This is a genomic window from Legionella sp. D16C41, from assembly GCF_048541585.1.
GTDB lineage: Bacteria > Pseudomonadota > Gammaproteobacteria > Legionellales > Legionellaceae > Legionella_C.
This window is the reverse complement of the sequence record NZ_CP183303.1, coordinates 2122519-2137659: the sequence shown is the minus strand read 5'-3', so window position 1 is coordinate 2137659 and position 15141 is coordinate 2122519. Positions and strand designations below refer to the sequence as shown.

The window sequence follows — 15141 nt, the reverse complement described above, 5'->3', positions numbered from 1 at the left end:
TATAACCACCTACCTACATCCCGCGACTTGTTCGCGGGATCCAGTAATCCAATTATTAAATTGGATTTGGGGAAAAATCAGGGCAAGTAGCCCAAGCAAAAGCGCTTGATTTGAATCAAACTATTATTTATGCCAAGAAGATTAATTTTTAGTTATTTTTGCTAATGTTGCAAAGGCTTTTTTGATTTGGGCTGGCTTGTGCTTGGCTGTAATAAAAAATCTTAAGCGTGCCTGATTTTCCGCTACAGCTGGATAAATAATAGGCTTAATATTAAGGCCTTTTTCCATACATTGGCGCGATATGGCTATACATTGTCTTGAATCACCGATGATAATTGGTAAAATTGGTGTGTAATCATTTAAACCAATGTTAAAACCATAGTTTAAAGCAGTTTCTCTAGCTAGTGTGCTTAAACTTCTCAATTGTGCAACACGTTGTGGTTCTTTTTTTAAAATTTGAATAGCCGCAAGCGCTGCTGCTGCACTTGCAGGTGAGATACCTACAGAAAAGACAAAACCTGGGCAGGTGTATTTTAGATATTCGATTAGTTCCTTTTTGCCTGCAATATAACCACCAATACTGGCAAAGGATTTACTTAATGTTCCCATCCAAATTTCTACATCATTTGGGTTAACGTTAAAATGCTCACGGATGCCGGCGCCATGTTTTCCTAATACACCAATAGAATGCGCTTCATCTATCATCAGCCAAGCACTATGAGCCTTTTTAACAGAAATAAAATGAATTAAATCAGGAATATCACCGTCCATGCTATATATTCCCTCGAGAATAATTAATACCCTTTTATAATGATGGCGATTATTTTTTAAAATATTATCAAGAGCTTGCCAGTCGTTATGAGGGAAAGCCATACGCGTAGCATTAGAATAGACGGCACCTAAAATTAAGCTACTATGTGCTAATTCATCATGTAGAATTAAATCTTCTGGGCCATATAAATGTGCAATAGTACTAACATTGGTCGCATGTCCTGTATTGAAAACCAGTGCGTCATCAACACCTAACAAGTCAGCTATTTCTTGTTCTAAGGCATGATGAATAACTTTTTCACCAGAAACTAACCGACTAGCTGATACAGATGTACCATATTTTCTTGTAGCTGCAATAGATGCTTTGACCACAGCAGGATGATTATTTAAACCTAAATAATTATAAGATGTAAAATTAGTGTACTTTTTGCCATTAATTATACAAGTATCACTAGCTATACTTTCTTGTCTATCGAAAAATATATTATTACCTAAATCGTGTTGCATTTTTTTTAGTTGTTGGTAAGGAGGAAATTGGCTGAAATCGGTATAAATAGCGTAGTTAGTTTTTTCTTGGCGCTCTTTAGTCATTAAGTTAGGGGGTTGAAGATTTAACGTTGGTTTTACTTCCTGGCCTTTAACAGAAAAATAGATAGATTGCGAAAGCTCAGCAATATCATCTTGATTTAAAAGAAAGCTCTCATCGACTGTTATTAAGAAGGTATCCTCAATATCAGCAAATAGCGATTGTATATGTAGAGAATCAAATCCAAAGCTAATTAGCGGCTGTTTAATATCTATTTGCTGTGGCTGTTGCTTTAATGAAGCTGCAATTTTATAAGTTAGCCACTGTTGTATATCTTCTAAATTACAATTCTCTTTAGTCATCAGTTATTCCTGGCCTCTAAATCCCACCGATACAGTAATTTTAGTTGATTACTTTCTAAAAGTTGTTTTGTATAGCTTCGCCTTAACTTACCGCTAGTTGTTTTAGGAATGGTTTTGGGTGGTAGTAATGCTATTAAATAGGTCTCTAAACTATGTTCAATACTAATATTAGTCCTTATTTTTTGAATAATGTTAAGGTAATCATTTAAACCTAATGGTTGCTTGACCTCCGCTGCAATAGCTAATCGCTCATGCCCATCAGAAACTAAAGAAAAAGCTGCTGTACAACCCAAGCGAAGCCTAGGTTCATCATGATTTACAATGAGCTCAATATCATGGGGATAATGATTTTTTCCATTGATAATGATAAGGTCTTTAATACGGCCTGTAATATATAAATGACCATCTAATAAAAAGCCAAGATCACCGGTTCTTAAATAAGTTTTTTCTAAATTATGATTTAAAGTTGCCTGATAAGTCTCTTTAGTAGCTTCCTCTTTTTGCCAATAGCCTAAAGTGACGCTATCACCATGTAACCATATTTCGCCAACCTGACCTTCGCGGCAGGGCGTAAGGTCCTCTGAGACAATAATCGCTGGAACTTTTGGTCGCCCACAGCTAACTAAAACACTATTATCTTTTGCTTTTTCATGAGTAGGAGCAATTTGATGCTGTTTTAAGCTGGTTTTTTTTACAACCAAATAATTTAATACCTCGTCTCTATGCTTTCCACTGACAAAAACAGTTGCCTCTGCAAGTCCATAAATTGGATAATAAGCTTGTTTATTAAAACCATATGGCTTAAATTTTTTATAAAAATTATCTAGCGTTTGGTAATTTATATGTTCAGCGCCATTGTAGGCAACTCGCCATGTCTTTAAATTAAAATCAGCATCAATTTTTTCTGTGTCAACTCTTTTTGCACATAATTCAAAAGCAAAATTAGGTCCGCCGCTAATGGTTCCTTTAAAATCTGAGATTGCTTTTAGCCATATATAGGGATGGCGTAAAAAAGTAAAAGGGGCCATCATTAAGATAGGAAATTGTACATAAACAGGAAATAATAAATTACCAATTAAACCCATATCATGATAAGGAGGTAACCAGGAAACCATACGATCGTTTTCTGCTCTACCAATGGTGTTATCGACTAATTCTAAGTTAACCAATAGATTGCGATGGCTAACAATGACCCCCTTAGGCAATGCAGTTGACCCGGAAGTATATTGTAAATAAGCTGGGTTATCAGGTTTAATACTTACTGGTTTATACGGGTTTGTAAAATTTTTTTCAGTTACGCCAATATCAAGCCAATGGAATTTTTCAAAATCCCATTCACATAATTCAGTAGTTTTATGAGAAAATTTAGAAGCTAATTTTTTTAATAATCTATTAGAGGCAAGTGTTTTAAATAAACTTAATTTCTTAATATTATTAATAATTTCATTATTTGATAAAATAAGGCGAGGATTGGCATTATTAATAATAGCTTGTAGTTTTTCTACTGTATTTTTGTCAAAGGGGGGATAAGCAGGTACTGCAAGAACGCCTGCATAAAGACAAGCCCAAAAGCTGACAATATAATCTATTCCTGGAGTAAAAATCATCAAAACTCTATCGCCAGGTTGCGTATAAGCTTGTATTAAAGCAGCTACTGTCAAAATTTTCTTTTCAATTTCACAAAAAGTAAGATTAATACTGTCTTTGACAAGGCCTGTAGGTGAATAGCTATATAAGAGGTTATGAGGAGTATTTTGACAGCGATCATTAAATAAATGAACAGTACTAGTAAACCTTAAGTCTTTGTACATAGAAGTCACCTCTTAAAACTAAGTTTCTTAGGCATTTCTTCTTAATTATTTTCTATTCCATAAGAAAATTTAATATTCAAACTAGATGAAATTATTAATTTCATCTCTCATAACAAGTAAAAAAATTTTGGAAAAAACAAGTCTAATTGAAAAAAATATTAATAAGATTATTAGATTAAAAATAGTTAATATATTGAAAATAAATACTATTATTTGGGGGTTAAATTTATTAAAAAATTTATAAGTTATTTGTTTATAATAACTCCGTAAGTATTTAATTTTTATAACACTATTTATGTCAGAACTTATAGCTATAAAACAATGTTTATTCATAAAATTTTTAATTCATAAGTTTTCAAAAAACATTTTATACTTATCGCAGTTTTTATCCGCATAAAGCAATAAAATATTAAATTATATTAAAGTCTAATTTAAAAGATTATAGCTTAATTAAAAGTAGATAGAGAAATGAGTTAAAAATAATTTTTATTATTAATTTAAATATATTAATTCTTAGCTATTCTAGATATTCATTTTATCATCAAATTTTCGCTAGTTATTTAGTGTGGTTAAGCAAATAATGAAAAAAATAATAGATAATATTTATCATTTTCAAATAAATATTGAATGGATGATAGAGAATTTGAACTAAAATTTAATTAAATTTACTTTACAGCTAAAGGATTTCATATGGCAAGCAGATTTCGCTGTATTGTTACTGCTAAAAAAGCGGATGGTACTTCCTTTGTAAGTGAGGATAGGCAAGTCTCATTAAGCCCCTTAGAGATATATGATTTTTGGGCAACCGATGAAATACCAGCATCAAGCCAAGGTGAGAATACTCTATTAAATAAACCTACTACTCTTGAACCTTCAAAAGCTGGGACTATTTTTAGATTTTTTGAAATACCGCCTATAGATAGAAATAGCTCTCCTGAAAACGCTGAGGTACAAGCACAGGAGGCTTTTGCTGCTGCTAATGCTCTTCATTGCCGTGTTAATACATATCGTCATCCAATGATGCATACGACTAATACCATTGATTATGTCGTGGTATTAAAAGGCGAGGTAACTTTATTGCTTGATCAAGGTGAAATTAAACTTAAGCCTTTTGATGCTGTGGTACAACGGGCAACTAATCATTATTGGCTCAATGAAACTAGTGAACCTGTATTAATGATGGGCGTTTTATTAGCAGCAAAAGATTAATTTCTACACTAAAGGATTTCTTAAGTTTTATGAACTATAAACAAATTAAACGTTTTACGCGTGAAAACCTCGCAAAGAGGCTAAAAAATATAGACATTACACCTATTTGGTTAAGTGAGCGCTATTTTGTCTATCAACGAGAAGGTGAAATAGGTAGCGAATATATTTTTGTTGATTGCGTAGAGAAGAAAAAAGAAAAGCTTAAAAATTATTCTAAAATATTAACCCCTACACCTAATCCTTACAACAGATTAACGCCAAATCATAAATATAACTTGCTGGTTAATAATTATAATTTGTTCCGCCAAGAGTTAAGCACTGGCGAACAATTACAGTTAACTTTTGATGGAAGAGAAGACTTTGCCTACAGTAAAATACCTGGAACCTGTCGTATTCCACTACAAATTGAAAATGGGATAATTCCCTGGTCGATGCCAGGTTTATTTTCTCCTGATGGCGCTTATTTTCTTACCCATCAACTAGATGAACGCCAAGTTAAATTATTTCACATTCAAAACAATGCTAATACAGGGCGTGCAAAGCATTATCAATTCCATCATGCCTATGCTGGCGATAGCCACTTAACGTATCTACAACTTATTTTAATTAATATTGCTAAAGGTAGTGTTAAACGCTTGCACTGTGATCCTTTATTGGTTGAGTTTTTTACGGTTTTTGATTTAAAAAATTGGCTTTGGTGGAGCAAAGATAGTAAAAAAATTTATTATCTACGCAACTATCGGGGCTACAAACGATTAAGTTTATGTGAGTATAACCTAGATACAGAAGCTGAGGTGATTTTATTAGAGGAGTTTTCTAAAACCTATATTGAACCAAATCAAATTTTCTTTTGGGATGCCAATGTTTACCTACTTGAAGACTCTAATGAAATTTTATGGTGGTCGGAGCGGGATGATTGGGGCCATTTATATTTATATGATAAGACAACTGGACAATTAAAAAACCAAGTAACTCGTGGTGAGTGGTTGGTTTTAGATATTTTATTTGTTGATGAAAAGCATCGTCAGGTCTATTTTACGGGTTGTGGCCGTGAAAAGGGCGATCCTTATTATCGTTATCTTTATTGTGTGAAATTAGATGGGAGCAAGTTAACTTGTCTTACAGCCAAGCAGGCAGAACATGCCATTTTTCCTTCGCCACAGTTTAATTTCTTTGTTGATACTTATTCTACTATAACAACAGCACCAATTACGACATTATGTGACAGAGATGGCCAAATAATTATGACTCTTGAAGAGGCTAATATTACTATATTAGAAGCTTATAACTGGCAAAAACCGGAATTATTTTCTTTATTAGCACTGGATGGAATAACTAAATTATATGGTGCAATTTTTAAGCCTAGCTATTTTGATGCTAGTAAAAAATACCCTATTATTGCTGATATTTATCCAGGTCCTATGAATAATCATGTTCCGAAAGCGATGTATTGCAACGGAGATAAAGTTGCTTACCGTTGGCCTGGTATGTGGCAAATGCAAGCACTTGCTGAATGTGGATTTATTGTAGTTTGTTTAGATACACCAGGCAGTGCTATGCGTAGTAAAAGTTTCCGCGATGTTAGCTATGGAAGACTACAAGAAGGTAGTCTTGCAGAGCATATTGCTATATTAAAAGCATTAAGTAAAACATATACTTATATGGATATTGAACGTGTTGGTATTACCGGTCATTCTGCTGGAGGTTATATTGCTGCACGTGCCTTATTACTTTATCCTGATTTTTTTAAAGTAGCTGTTGCAGGTTCTGGCATCCATGATTTAAAGAATTTTATGGCGTATTGGAGTGAAAAGTATCAAGGCTTAGTTGAAACAGGTAATTATGAGAACCAATCTAATAATAAGCTTGCCCATATGCTTAAGGGAAAATTATTATTAATTCATGGTGAAATGGATGATAATGTTCATGTTCAACACAGTATTCATCTTTATCAGTCTTTGTTAAGCGCCGGAAAAAATCATTTAGTTGAGCTATTAATTTTACCGAATACTTATCATGAGTGTAATGAACACCCGGTCTATTTAGAAAATTTATGGAACTTCTTTATAAAAAATTTAAAGTAAAATTATTTTTTAGCTTCATTTTTAATTAAATAAAGAAAGATTAGTAAATTTAACGCTTAATTTGCACTTTTTTTGATGATTTAAAATTTACTTCTTAATCTCGTTAATATTATATTAATAATATTTGTATAAAATATATACAAATTTAAATAATTAACAAGGATTCCCCTAAATGAGAGGCAAGCATTATTATACAAGAAGTAGAAGTAGAAATAATCCAATTAGTTCTCAAGAGCAAGAGAAGCAATCTCAAGGTCTAGACTATGAAACTGAAAGCTCTAGTTCTTCTAAAAGAAAGCTTATTACAGAACGTAAAGAATCAACCACTAAAAAAGTAAAGGTTGGAGGCGATGGCACTAAAAACCAATCTCGCTCTCTTAAAAGCTCTGAAAGCAATGAATCTTCATCTCCGGCAGAAACAGGAAAGAAGCGAGCAAGAAACGGCAAACAGAGTGGCTCTTCTGATTTAAAAAAAGCAAATCAAAGACATTCTTTGGATTTTTTTGCAAAAAGAAAAGCTGCCCAGCCTAATAGTCATACACTTAAGAATGATAAGAAACAGAGTCTATCAAAAGTATCCAGCCAAAGTGAGTCTAGGCAAGATTTAAGCGAAGTAAGTGTAGCGATAAATGCAAGTGCAGAAGATAGTATTGTTAATGATAGATGCAAGCAAAAAGCCTATGTACAAATACCTAGTGAATCAGATTTTGCGGCTTTTGTTGGTATGCCAGCAAGTGCAGAAGAGGAGGATGGATCACAAGATCAGCATCAAAGATTAACTAAAATTATAAATTTTATTAAGGAAAAAAATTTTCTACCCATTAAGCAAACTAGTGATGATATGCTAGAAAATTGGCAGGATCTTTTCAAGAGTATTGCCCAAGGCAATGCTAATGCAAAAAGATTATTTGATAAGATTGATAATAATGATCCTATTAAAAAAGCGCTATTAGCCACTCACACAGTAGCTTATGTCAAAGCAATTATTGGTAAGTGTGTTAATCCGAAACAAAAGGCAGATAAGTTTCTTGATGAAGATATTCACATTAATAACAAAACGTTTGAAGTATTAATTAAAGATATTGCGACGACAATACATAATTTTAAAGACTATAACGCAGTTTTTAATATAGGCCTGCCTACACACCATGCTTATAGTGATAGAGCAGCTGGATATTGTATTTTTAATAAAGTTGCCATCCTTATTCATTATTTTAATTATGCTAACAATATTATATGCGGTTTAGATGTTAATGCCGATGATGGATTGCGAGATACTCTAAGTACAAGTAAACAACTTACATCATCTAAAGTAATACATTTAGATAGCTATGATCCGCGTGTTTATCCTTACTTTAATCCCGCTGTTGACCCTGACTCCGATCTTAAACCTATTGAAGGTAACTATAATTATGTTCCCCTTCATTTAAATGACAAGGACTATATAAGACGAAAAGCAAAGGATATCCATCCGCTCATAGAGGCAATGTTAAAACAAATAGCTACAGCTTGTAGCCAGCCTGATTTACAAAATACAGCTATCTACCTGGTGCTTGGTTGGGATTCGCATATTGAGGAAAAAGCAGGTTGCGCTAATGATCTCTTTTACAAAGTAGATAAGCGTCACGATGATGAAATGATTTATCGGCGACTAAAGCTTACTGAAGCTCTAAAACAGCGATTTAATGATAGAGATTTTGAATATTTTTATCTTAAATTAAGAGAAATTATTAATCAGCATAATATTCCTTTTCTTTATGTAAGCCTTGAAGGCGGCTATACAGAAGCCGTTAATAAAAAACAAACAGAAATGTTTATAGAAAAATTAATACTTAGTCAGGCAAGACCCGCAGAATCTCAAGTGCAGAAAGTTAGTCAACAAGGGATATTTAAGGCTAAAAAAGAAATAACTAAAGCCTCTTTTGAGGTAGAAGCGCCTTTACTTTCTTTAGATTCTTTTAATTAAAGATTTTTAAATAGCTAAGTCAGGTAAAGCATAAATGATTTAAGTATTTCTTTTATGCCTCAAGTGCCTTTTAAGTAAAAATTAAAAAAAATTTATTTATTTAATAAAATGCTCAAAAAAATTAGCTCAAAGGAAATGTATAGCCTGCCGACTATATGGCTAACAAATCTCCCACCTAATACAATAGACCTCTAATATATAATTGTATTGTGTTTTGGTATTGTTAGGTTTTAGCCCTAACATAGCCAAAAATTAATTGCTATCACTTGGAGTATTAATAAATATGTTTGCAGTTATTTATCGGGCGTTTCTTAAACCTGGATTTGAGGCAGAGTATCAAGAGGCTTGGCGCCAAGTTGCTTCCTATTTTGTTCAATATCGAGGTGCCTTAGGTTCTTGCTTACATAAAACTGCAGACGGTATGTGGGTTGCTTATTCTCGTTGGCCAGATAAAGCTACGCGAGACGCAGCTTGGCCCGGAGACGATGCCCCTTCAGAAATTCTACCTTCAGAAATTAGGGACGCTATTATAAAAATTCAAACTTGTATTGATCAAACGCAAAAATTAGCTGACCTTAACATGGAAGTAGTAGATGATTTATTAACTACAACTCAATTGTCGTAACGAATTACATTGGGCAAAAGCCCAATGTAGCTATCATAAACTAGATTGCCAAATCTAGTAAGTAAAGCTCTTGAAAGCCTTTTACCTAGTATAAGCTCGTTTTATTTCCTCAATAATAAACAATTCATTTTATAGAAAAGAAATGATGTTTAGTATAGTAAGTATTAAAATATAAACCTTTTGGTATATAAATAATATAAAAATTAAACATTGGTATCAAAAAAAACTTTAATTTAGTAGATTGTGATTGAATTTAATAACTCATAAGGTGATATCAATGAGAAAGATAAAAACTTTATTAACTTGCTTGTTTTTACCAAGTCTTGCGATGGCCCAAGTCACATCGCCATCCTCTACCTTAAGCATGGAGTTATCAACTACTGGTGTGAGTCAGATTATTCAAGGTAGTAGTAATATTCTTGCAGCTGGAGGCCAGCTCACTATTGTTGCTGTAAGTAGGGTTGGAGAATTTATGGATATTACGATGCGGGCAGCAGCTAATTTATCTACTTTAACCATTCGAGTAGCAAAAGATGCTGTAGGCAACTCACTCATTGCAGCAGGTCAAACAATTAAAGTAATTAGCGTTAGCGGCGGTAATCTTGTTTATGCTGCGGGGCAACTCATTGCTTTTTTACCTAACGAAATAGGTAAAAGTTTAATCTACAGTAAAAAGATATAATCTGGAGTATATTATGAAATTTTTAATGTTACCTAGATTATTTTGGTGCTTGTTACTGTTTATAGTTTGTCCTGCCATGGAGGCAGGGACATCCTGTAAAAAAATAAGCGTTAAACCTGAATTATATATTCAGGCTACTCGCATAGCACTAGAGGCGCAAAATAAGCTAAACAAAAGCCATGCGCAAGTAGCATTAATAGCTAGAGTAGGGACTAATCTAGAAAAATATGGCCTTCATTATAGTCATGTTGGCTTTGTTATCAAAGATTATCCTAATGCAGTCGGTAAATGGACAGTTTTACATTTATTAAATGAATGTGGAACTGCTTATTCTTCTCTTTATGCACAAGGATTAATGAATTTTTTTTTAGATAATCTCTATAGTATGGACTATCAAATTATTATTCCTGATTTCGATACTCAAAAAAAACTTAATAATATTCTTTTAACTAATAAAATTAAAAAGCTACATAGCAAATATTACAGTGTACTTGCTTATCCTTATTCCACAATGTACCAAAATTCTAATCAATGGATTTTAGAAGTTTTGGCAGCAAGTTTGCAAAATAAAGCAGTCGATTCTAGAAGAAATTTACAAAAATATTTATTAAAAACAGGTTATAAACCTACAGTTATTAAGCTAAGTCCGGTTACTAAATTAGGTGCTTCTATGTTTAATACAAGTGTTGCATTTAATGACCATCCTTCCCATGAACTATTAACTAATCAATTTTCAACAGTTACGGTTGAGTCAATTGTAAATTATCTAAAGCAGCATAAGATTATTCAAAAAATAATCAAGTAATGCATTTTATTTTTAAAAAGATTAAAATTAAGCAAATTTCATAAGGTGTTAAAATGAAAATTTTTAAAGTAAAAGGGTTTTGGCCTTACCTTTTATTGGTTTTTTTAAATACGTTTATCGATATAAGTCATAAAATTTTAATACAAGATACCTTATATCAGTCTTCACCTAGCTCTGTTTATACACTGTTATCATCGATTATTAATGCGTTTATTTTACTTCCATATATTTTATTATTTACGCCTGCGGGATTTATTGCTGATCGATTTTCTAAAGTAATCGTTTTAAGAGTCACAGCCGCTTTAGCAATTCCGCTTACAATAATTATTACTTGGTGCTACTTTCAGGGTTATTTTGTTGGTGCTTTTTTTATGACTTTGCTACTTGCGGTGCAAAGTACTTTAAATTCACCTGCTAAATATGGCTATATTAAAGAATTGTTTGGTAAGGAGCATTTAGCACAGGCGAATGCCATAGTCCAGACTTTAACAATTATATCAATTTTAGGGGCGACTTTTATTTTTACTTCCTTATTTACTTACTGCATAAATTTAGCACATTTACAACATTCTCTAGATAAGGAACATATACTAAATGCGTTTGCGCCCATTGGCTTTCTCTTAATTCTTTTTTCAATTTTTGAAACTTGTATGGCCTTTTGCTTAATTAAAAAAGAAGCGGTTGATCCTAACTCATGCTATAAAGTTGTAAATTATTTTAAAGGAAAGTATTTAAGAGCCTACCTATCTCATACCCGAAAACCTCATATTATTTTTATTTGTATTATTGGGTTATCTATATTTTATGCAATTAATCAATTACTTTTGGCAAGCTATGGTGCATTTTTAAAAGAGCATATGGGGCAGGTCAATGTACTTTTTGCGCAAGGTTCTTTAGCCATTGCTGGTATTGGTATACTACTAGGTGCTTTATATTCAGGTCGAAGTTCTAAATTTTTTATTGAATTAGGATTAATTCCCATTAGTACTATTGGCATAACTGTTAGTCTTTATTTTTTACCTTATTTAACAAGTTATTTCGCTATTCTTGCCCTCTTTTTAATTTATGGTTTTTTTGGCGGCATGCTAATTGTGCCGCTAAATGCATTAATCCAGTATTATTCGCCAAAACAGGTAGCTGGAAAAGTTCAATCAGCCAGTAATTTTTTGCAAAATTGTTTTATGTTAGGATTTCTTGGTTTAGGAGTGCTGTCTTACATCTACCAAATAGATAGTTTGCTACTACTTAACCTTTTATGTGTTATTTCATCGCTTGGCGCACTTTATACATTAATAATTTGGCCGCATCTATTAATACGTTATATTTTTTCTTTTATTCTACGAATCATTTATGGATTTTGTATTTATCATGTGCAGAATATACCTACTCAAGGTGGAGTATTATTATTAGGAAATCATGTAAGCTTTATTGATTGGGCTCTATTACAAGCTGCCTGTCCGCGGCCAGTACGGTTCGTTATAGATGAGGCTTTTTATAATAAACCGTATTTAAAATGGCTACTTAAATTTTTTAAAGCTATTCCTATTGCGCCAGGGAAATCTCAAGCAGCTTTAGCGGAGATTAGGCGTGCGCTAAATGCTGGTGAGGTGATTGCTTTATTTCCAGAAGGCCAACTAACTTTAGATGGTGAATTAGGTAAATTTCATAGTGGCTTTGAACGTGCTGCTTTAAATACAAAAGCTTTAATTATTCCATTTTATTTACATGGTTTGTGGGGATCACGCACTTCACGTGCTAAAAAATATATTAAAAGTAAGTGTCGTGGTGAAGTTAGTGTAACTTTTGGTTCTGTTATGGGCATTAATAGTAAAGCTTCTGAAGTAAAACAACAAGTTAATGCTTTATATCTTCATCTACAGGCATGCAACAAGCCGGTAGTTAAGTTTGAATATAGTTAATTAGGACGTTTTAAGTTATTAAAAATTTCTGGAACCCATGGGCGAATAGCAATGATTAATGCTGTCCCATGGCGTTTATCAATAGGAATGTCTACCGTTTCTCGGCAAAGCTTTGCAAATTCATTAGCAGTTTTAACTAAAATTTGTTGAAATAATTGATTATCTTGTTCACTTAACATTCCACTTCGCACTAAATACAACTCAGTAGGTTCTTCAAATTTGCAGTTAAAAAAATCATCTTGAATTGTTTTTTGAAAGAAACGTTGAATCGGTCCATTTGGAATCCAATGGAAATTTTGATCAACAAGTCGTTTAAAGCGATTACCAGGCAAAAACTCAATAATCTTCATTTGATCAAGCCGGGCTGCGTAACGAATTAATTCATGTTCAGAAATGGTGTAGTAATTTAAAATATCGTTAAAATTCCAGTGATTAAGAATACAGATCGCTACTAATAGCAAGCCTAGGTCTTTAACTAGTTCTTCTTCCTGCTTTATAGTTAAACTAGAAATTTTCGTTTTACTTTTTTCTAATAATTCAAACATATCAGCAAGCGTCATATTTAAGCAGGAGGAAATTTCTTCTAAGCGGCTAATATTAGTATCTTCTTGACTAAAAATTCGTTTAATACTGGCTTCTGATAAATGCAATTTATCGGCTAAGGTTTTATAAGTGAAACCATGCAATCGAAGTTGCTTCTTTATAATCGTGAATAATTCACTCAACTGGGTCATTGGATTTACAAATATCTAAATATTAAATGAGAGTATTATATCAGATTTACTTTAAGCAGCTGGTGTCTACCTTAAATAAAAGATTTTAAATAACTCAATTAGTAAAATTTCAAGTCGAAGTTAAAATTTTTGATGGTTATACTAAAGTTGTAGTAGTTTAGAGAGTGATCTCTAATAATATCGCTTTAAGAATTCTGTCATTTCCGCGCAGGCGGAAATCCATCTTCATAGTTGCACGGTGCCAACATAGAGATAGATACCCGCCTGCGCGGGTATGACAGCGCTGTTTTTAAATTGACACCATTAAGCGCTTAACTAAACTCATACGATACAGCTTAAAAATTCTATTATTTCCGCCTCAGCACCTTAAAACTTTGTCATTTCCGCGCAGGCGGAAATCCATTTTCATAGTTGCACGGTGCCAACATAGAGATAGATACCCGCCTGCGCGGGTATGACAGCGCTGTTTTTAAATTGACACCATTAAGCGCTTAACTAAACTCATACGATACAGCTTAAAAATTCTATTATTTCCGCCTCAGCACCTTAAAACTTTGTCATTTCCGCGCAGGCGGAAATCCATTTTCATAGTTGCACGGTGCCAACATAGAGATAGATACCCGCCTGCGCGGGTATGACAGCGCTGTTTTTAAATTGACACCATTAAGCGCTTAACTAAACTCATACGATACAGCTTAAAAATTCTATTATTTCCGCCTCAGCACCTTAAAACTTTGTCATTTCCGCGCAGGCGGAAATCCATTTTCATAGTTGCACGGTGCCAACATAGAGATAGATACCCGCCTGCGCGGGTATGACAGCGCTGTTTTTAAATTGACACCATTAAGCGCTTAACTAAACTCATACGATACAGCTTAAAAATTCTATTATTTCCGCCTCAGCACCTTAAAACTTTGTCATTTCCGCGCAGGCGGAAATCCATCTTCATAGTTGCACAGTGCCAACATAGAGATAGATACCCGTCTGCACGGGTATGACAGGACTGTTTTTAAGTTGTAGCTGATGTGTTTAAACGTTTTTTGCATAAGCCATACCACTCTTGCTCAAAGATGCTGTCATTTCCGCGCAGGCGAAAATCTATCTTCATAGTTGCACGGTGCCAACATAGAGATAGATACCCGCCTGCACCGGTATGACAGGACTATTTTTAAGTTGTAGCTGATGTATTTAAACATTTTTTGCATAAGCCATACCACTCTTGCTTAAAGATTCTGTCATTTCCGCGCAGGCGGAAATCCATTTTCAGATTGGCACTGAAACTACATAGAGATAGATGCCCGCCTGCGCGGGTATGACAGCGCTTTGCTTAAGTCAACCTACTTAATTGTTTACATAAACTAATACGATACAGCTCAAAAACTCTGTCATTTCCGCGCAGGCGGAAATCCATCTTCAGATTGGCACTGAAACTACATAGAGAAAGATACTCGCTTGCATGGGTATGACAGGGCTTTGCTTAAGTCAACCTACTTAATTGTTTACATAAACTAATACGATACAGCTCAAAACTCTGTCATTTCCGCGTAGGCGGAAATCCATTTTCATGGTTACACTGAGTCTATATAAAAATAGATACCTGCCTACACGGGAAGGACAAAGTTATTCTTAAGTTAACACCATGAGGTA

The 15141-nt window shown here is 33.5% G+C and carries 10 protein-coding genes; 7 read left to right on the top strand and 3 right to left on the bottom strand.

Annotation, left to right across the window (positions count from 1 at the left end):
• Nucleotides 1-141: 141 nt before the first annotated feature.
• Both ACNVED_RS09320 and ACNVED_RS09315 read right to left on the bottom strand, forming a co-directional pair.
• The gene (locus tag ACNVED_RS09320) at nucleotides 142-1659 is read right to left on the bottom strand and encodes an aminotransferase class I/II-fold pyridoxal phosphate-dependent enzyme (protein WP_419418749.1); all 1518 of its coding nucleotides are present in this window, start codon (nucleotides 1657-1659) and stop codon (nucleotides 142-144) included.
• Nucleotides 1659-3470 (bottom strand): fatty acyl-AMP ligase, encoded by a 1812-nt coding sequence (locus ACNVED_RS09315; protein ID WP_419418748.1) that lies wholly within the window; start codon nucleotides 3468-3470, stop codon nucleotides 1659-1661. Before ACNVED_RS09315 ends, ACNVED_RS09320 begins: the two co-directional genes overlap by 1 nt.
• 690 nt (nucleotides 3471-4160) lie before the next feature.
• On the opposite strand from ACNVED_RS09315, the gene ACNVED_RS09310 reads away from it, so the two are divergent.
• The 7 genes from ACNVED_RS09310 (at nucleotide 4161) to ACNVED_RS09280 (ending at nucleotide 12760) form a co-directional block, all read left to right on the top strand.
• Nucleotides 4161-4679, top strand: a complete 519-nt coding sequence (locus ACNVED_RS09310; RefSeq protein WP_419418747.1) for a cupin domain-containing protein — start codon at nucleotides 4161-4163, stop codon at nucleotides 4677-4679.
• 29 nt (nucleotides 4680-4708) lie between these two features.
• Nucleotides 4709-6763 (top strand): alpha/beta fold hydrolase, encoded by a 2055-nt coding sequence (locus tag ACNVED_RS09305; protein WP_419418746.1) that lies wholly within the window; start codon nucleotides 4709-4711, stop codon nucleotides 6761-6763.
• A 172-nt stretch (nucleotides 6764-6935) separates the two neighbouring features.
• The gene (locus ACNVED_RS09300; protein ID WP_419418745.1) at nucleotides 6936-8729 is read left to right on the top strand and encodes a hypothetical protein; all 1794 of its coding nucleotides are present in this window, start codon (nucleotides 6936-6938) and stop codon (nucleotides 8727-8729) included.
• A gap of 283 nt (nucleotides 8730-9012) precedes the next feature.
• Nucleotides 9013-9354 (top strand): antibiotic biosynthesis monooxygenase family protein, encoded by a 342-nt coding sequence (locus ACNVED_RS09295; protein WP_419418744.1) that lies wholly within the window; start codon nucleotides 9013-9015, stop codon nucleotides 9352-9354.
• 277 nt (nucleotides 9355-9631) lie between these two features.
• A complete protein-coding gene (locus ACNVED_RS09290; RefSeq protein ID WP_419418743.1) occupies nucleotides 9632-10036 on the top strand; it encodes a hypothetical protein in 405 nt (134 codons plus the stop codon).
• A gap of 13 nt (nucleotides 10037-10049) precedes the next feature.
• The gene (locus tag ACNVED_RS09285; RefSeq protein WP_419418742.1) at nucleotides 10050-10841 is read left to right on the top strand and encodes a DUF2145 domain-containing protein; all 792 of its coding nucleotides are present in this window, start codon (nucleotides 10050-10052) and stop codon (nucleotides 10839-10841) included.
• 53 nt (nucleotides 10842-10894) lie between these two features.
• Nucleotides 10895-12760, top strand: coding sequence for an MFS transporter (locus tag ACNVED_RS09280; protein ID WP_419418741.1), 1866 nt, complete (start codon nucleotides 10895-10897; stop codon nucleotides 12758-12760).
• Here ACNVED_RS09280 and ACNVED_RS09275 read toward each other — a convergent pair.
• Nucleotides 12757-13494 (bottom strand): helix-turn-helix domain-containing protein, encoded by a 738-nt coding sequence (locus ACNVED_RS09275; protein ID WP_419418740.1) that lies wholly within the window; start codon nucleotides 13492-13494, stop codon nucleotides 12757-12759. The two genes, ACNVED_RS09280 and ACNVED_RS09275, sit on opposite strands and share 4 nt — an antisense overlap.
• Nucleotides 13495-15141: the final 1647 nt, after the last annotated feature.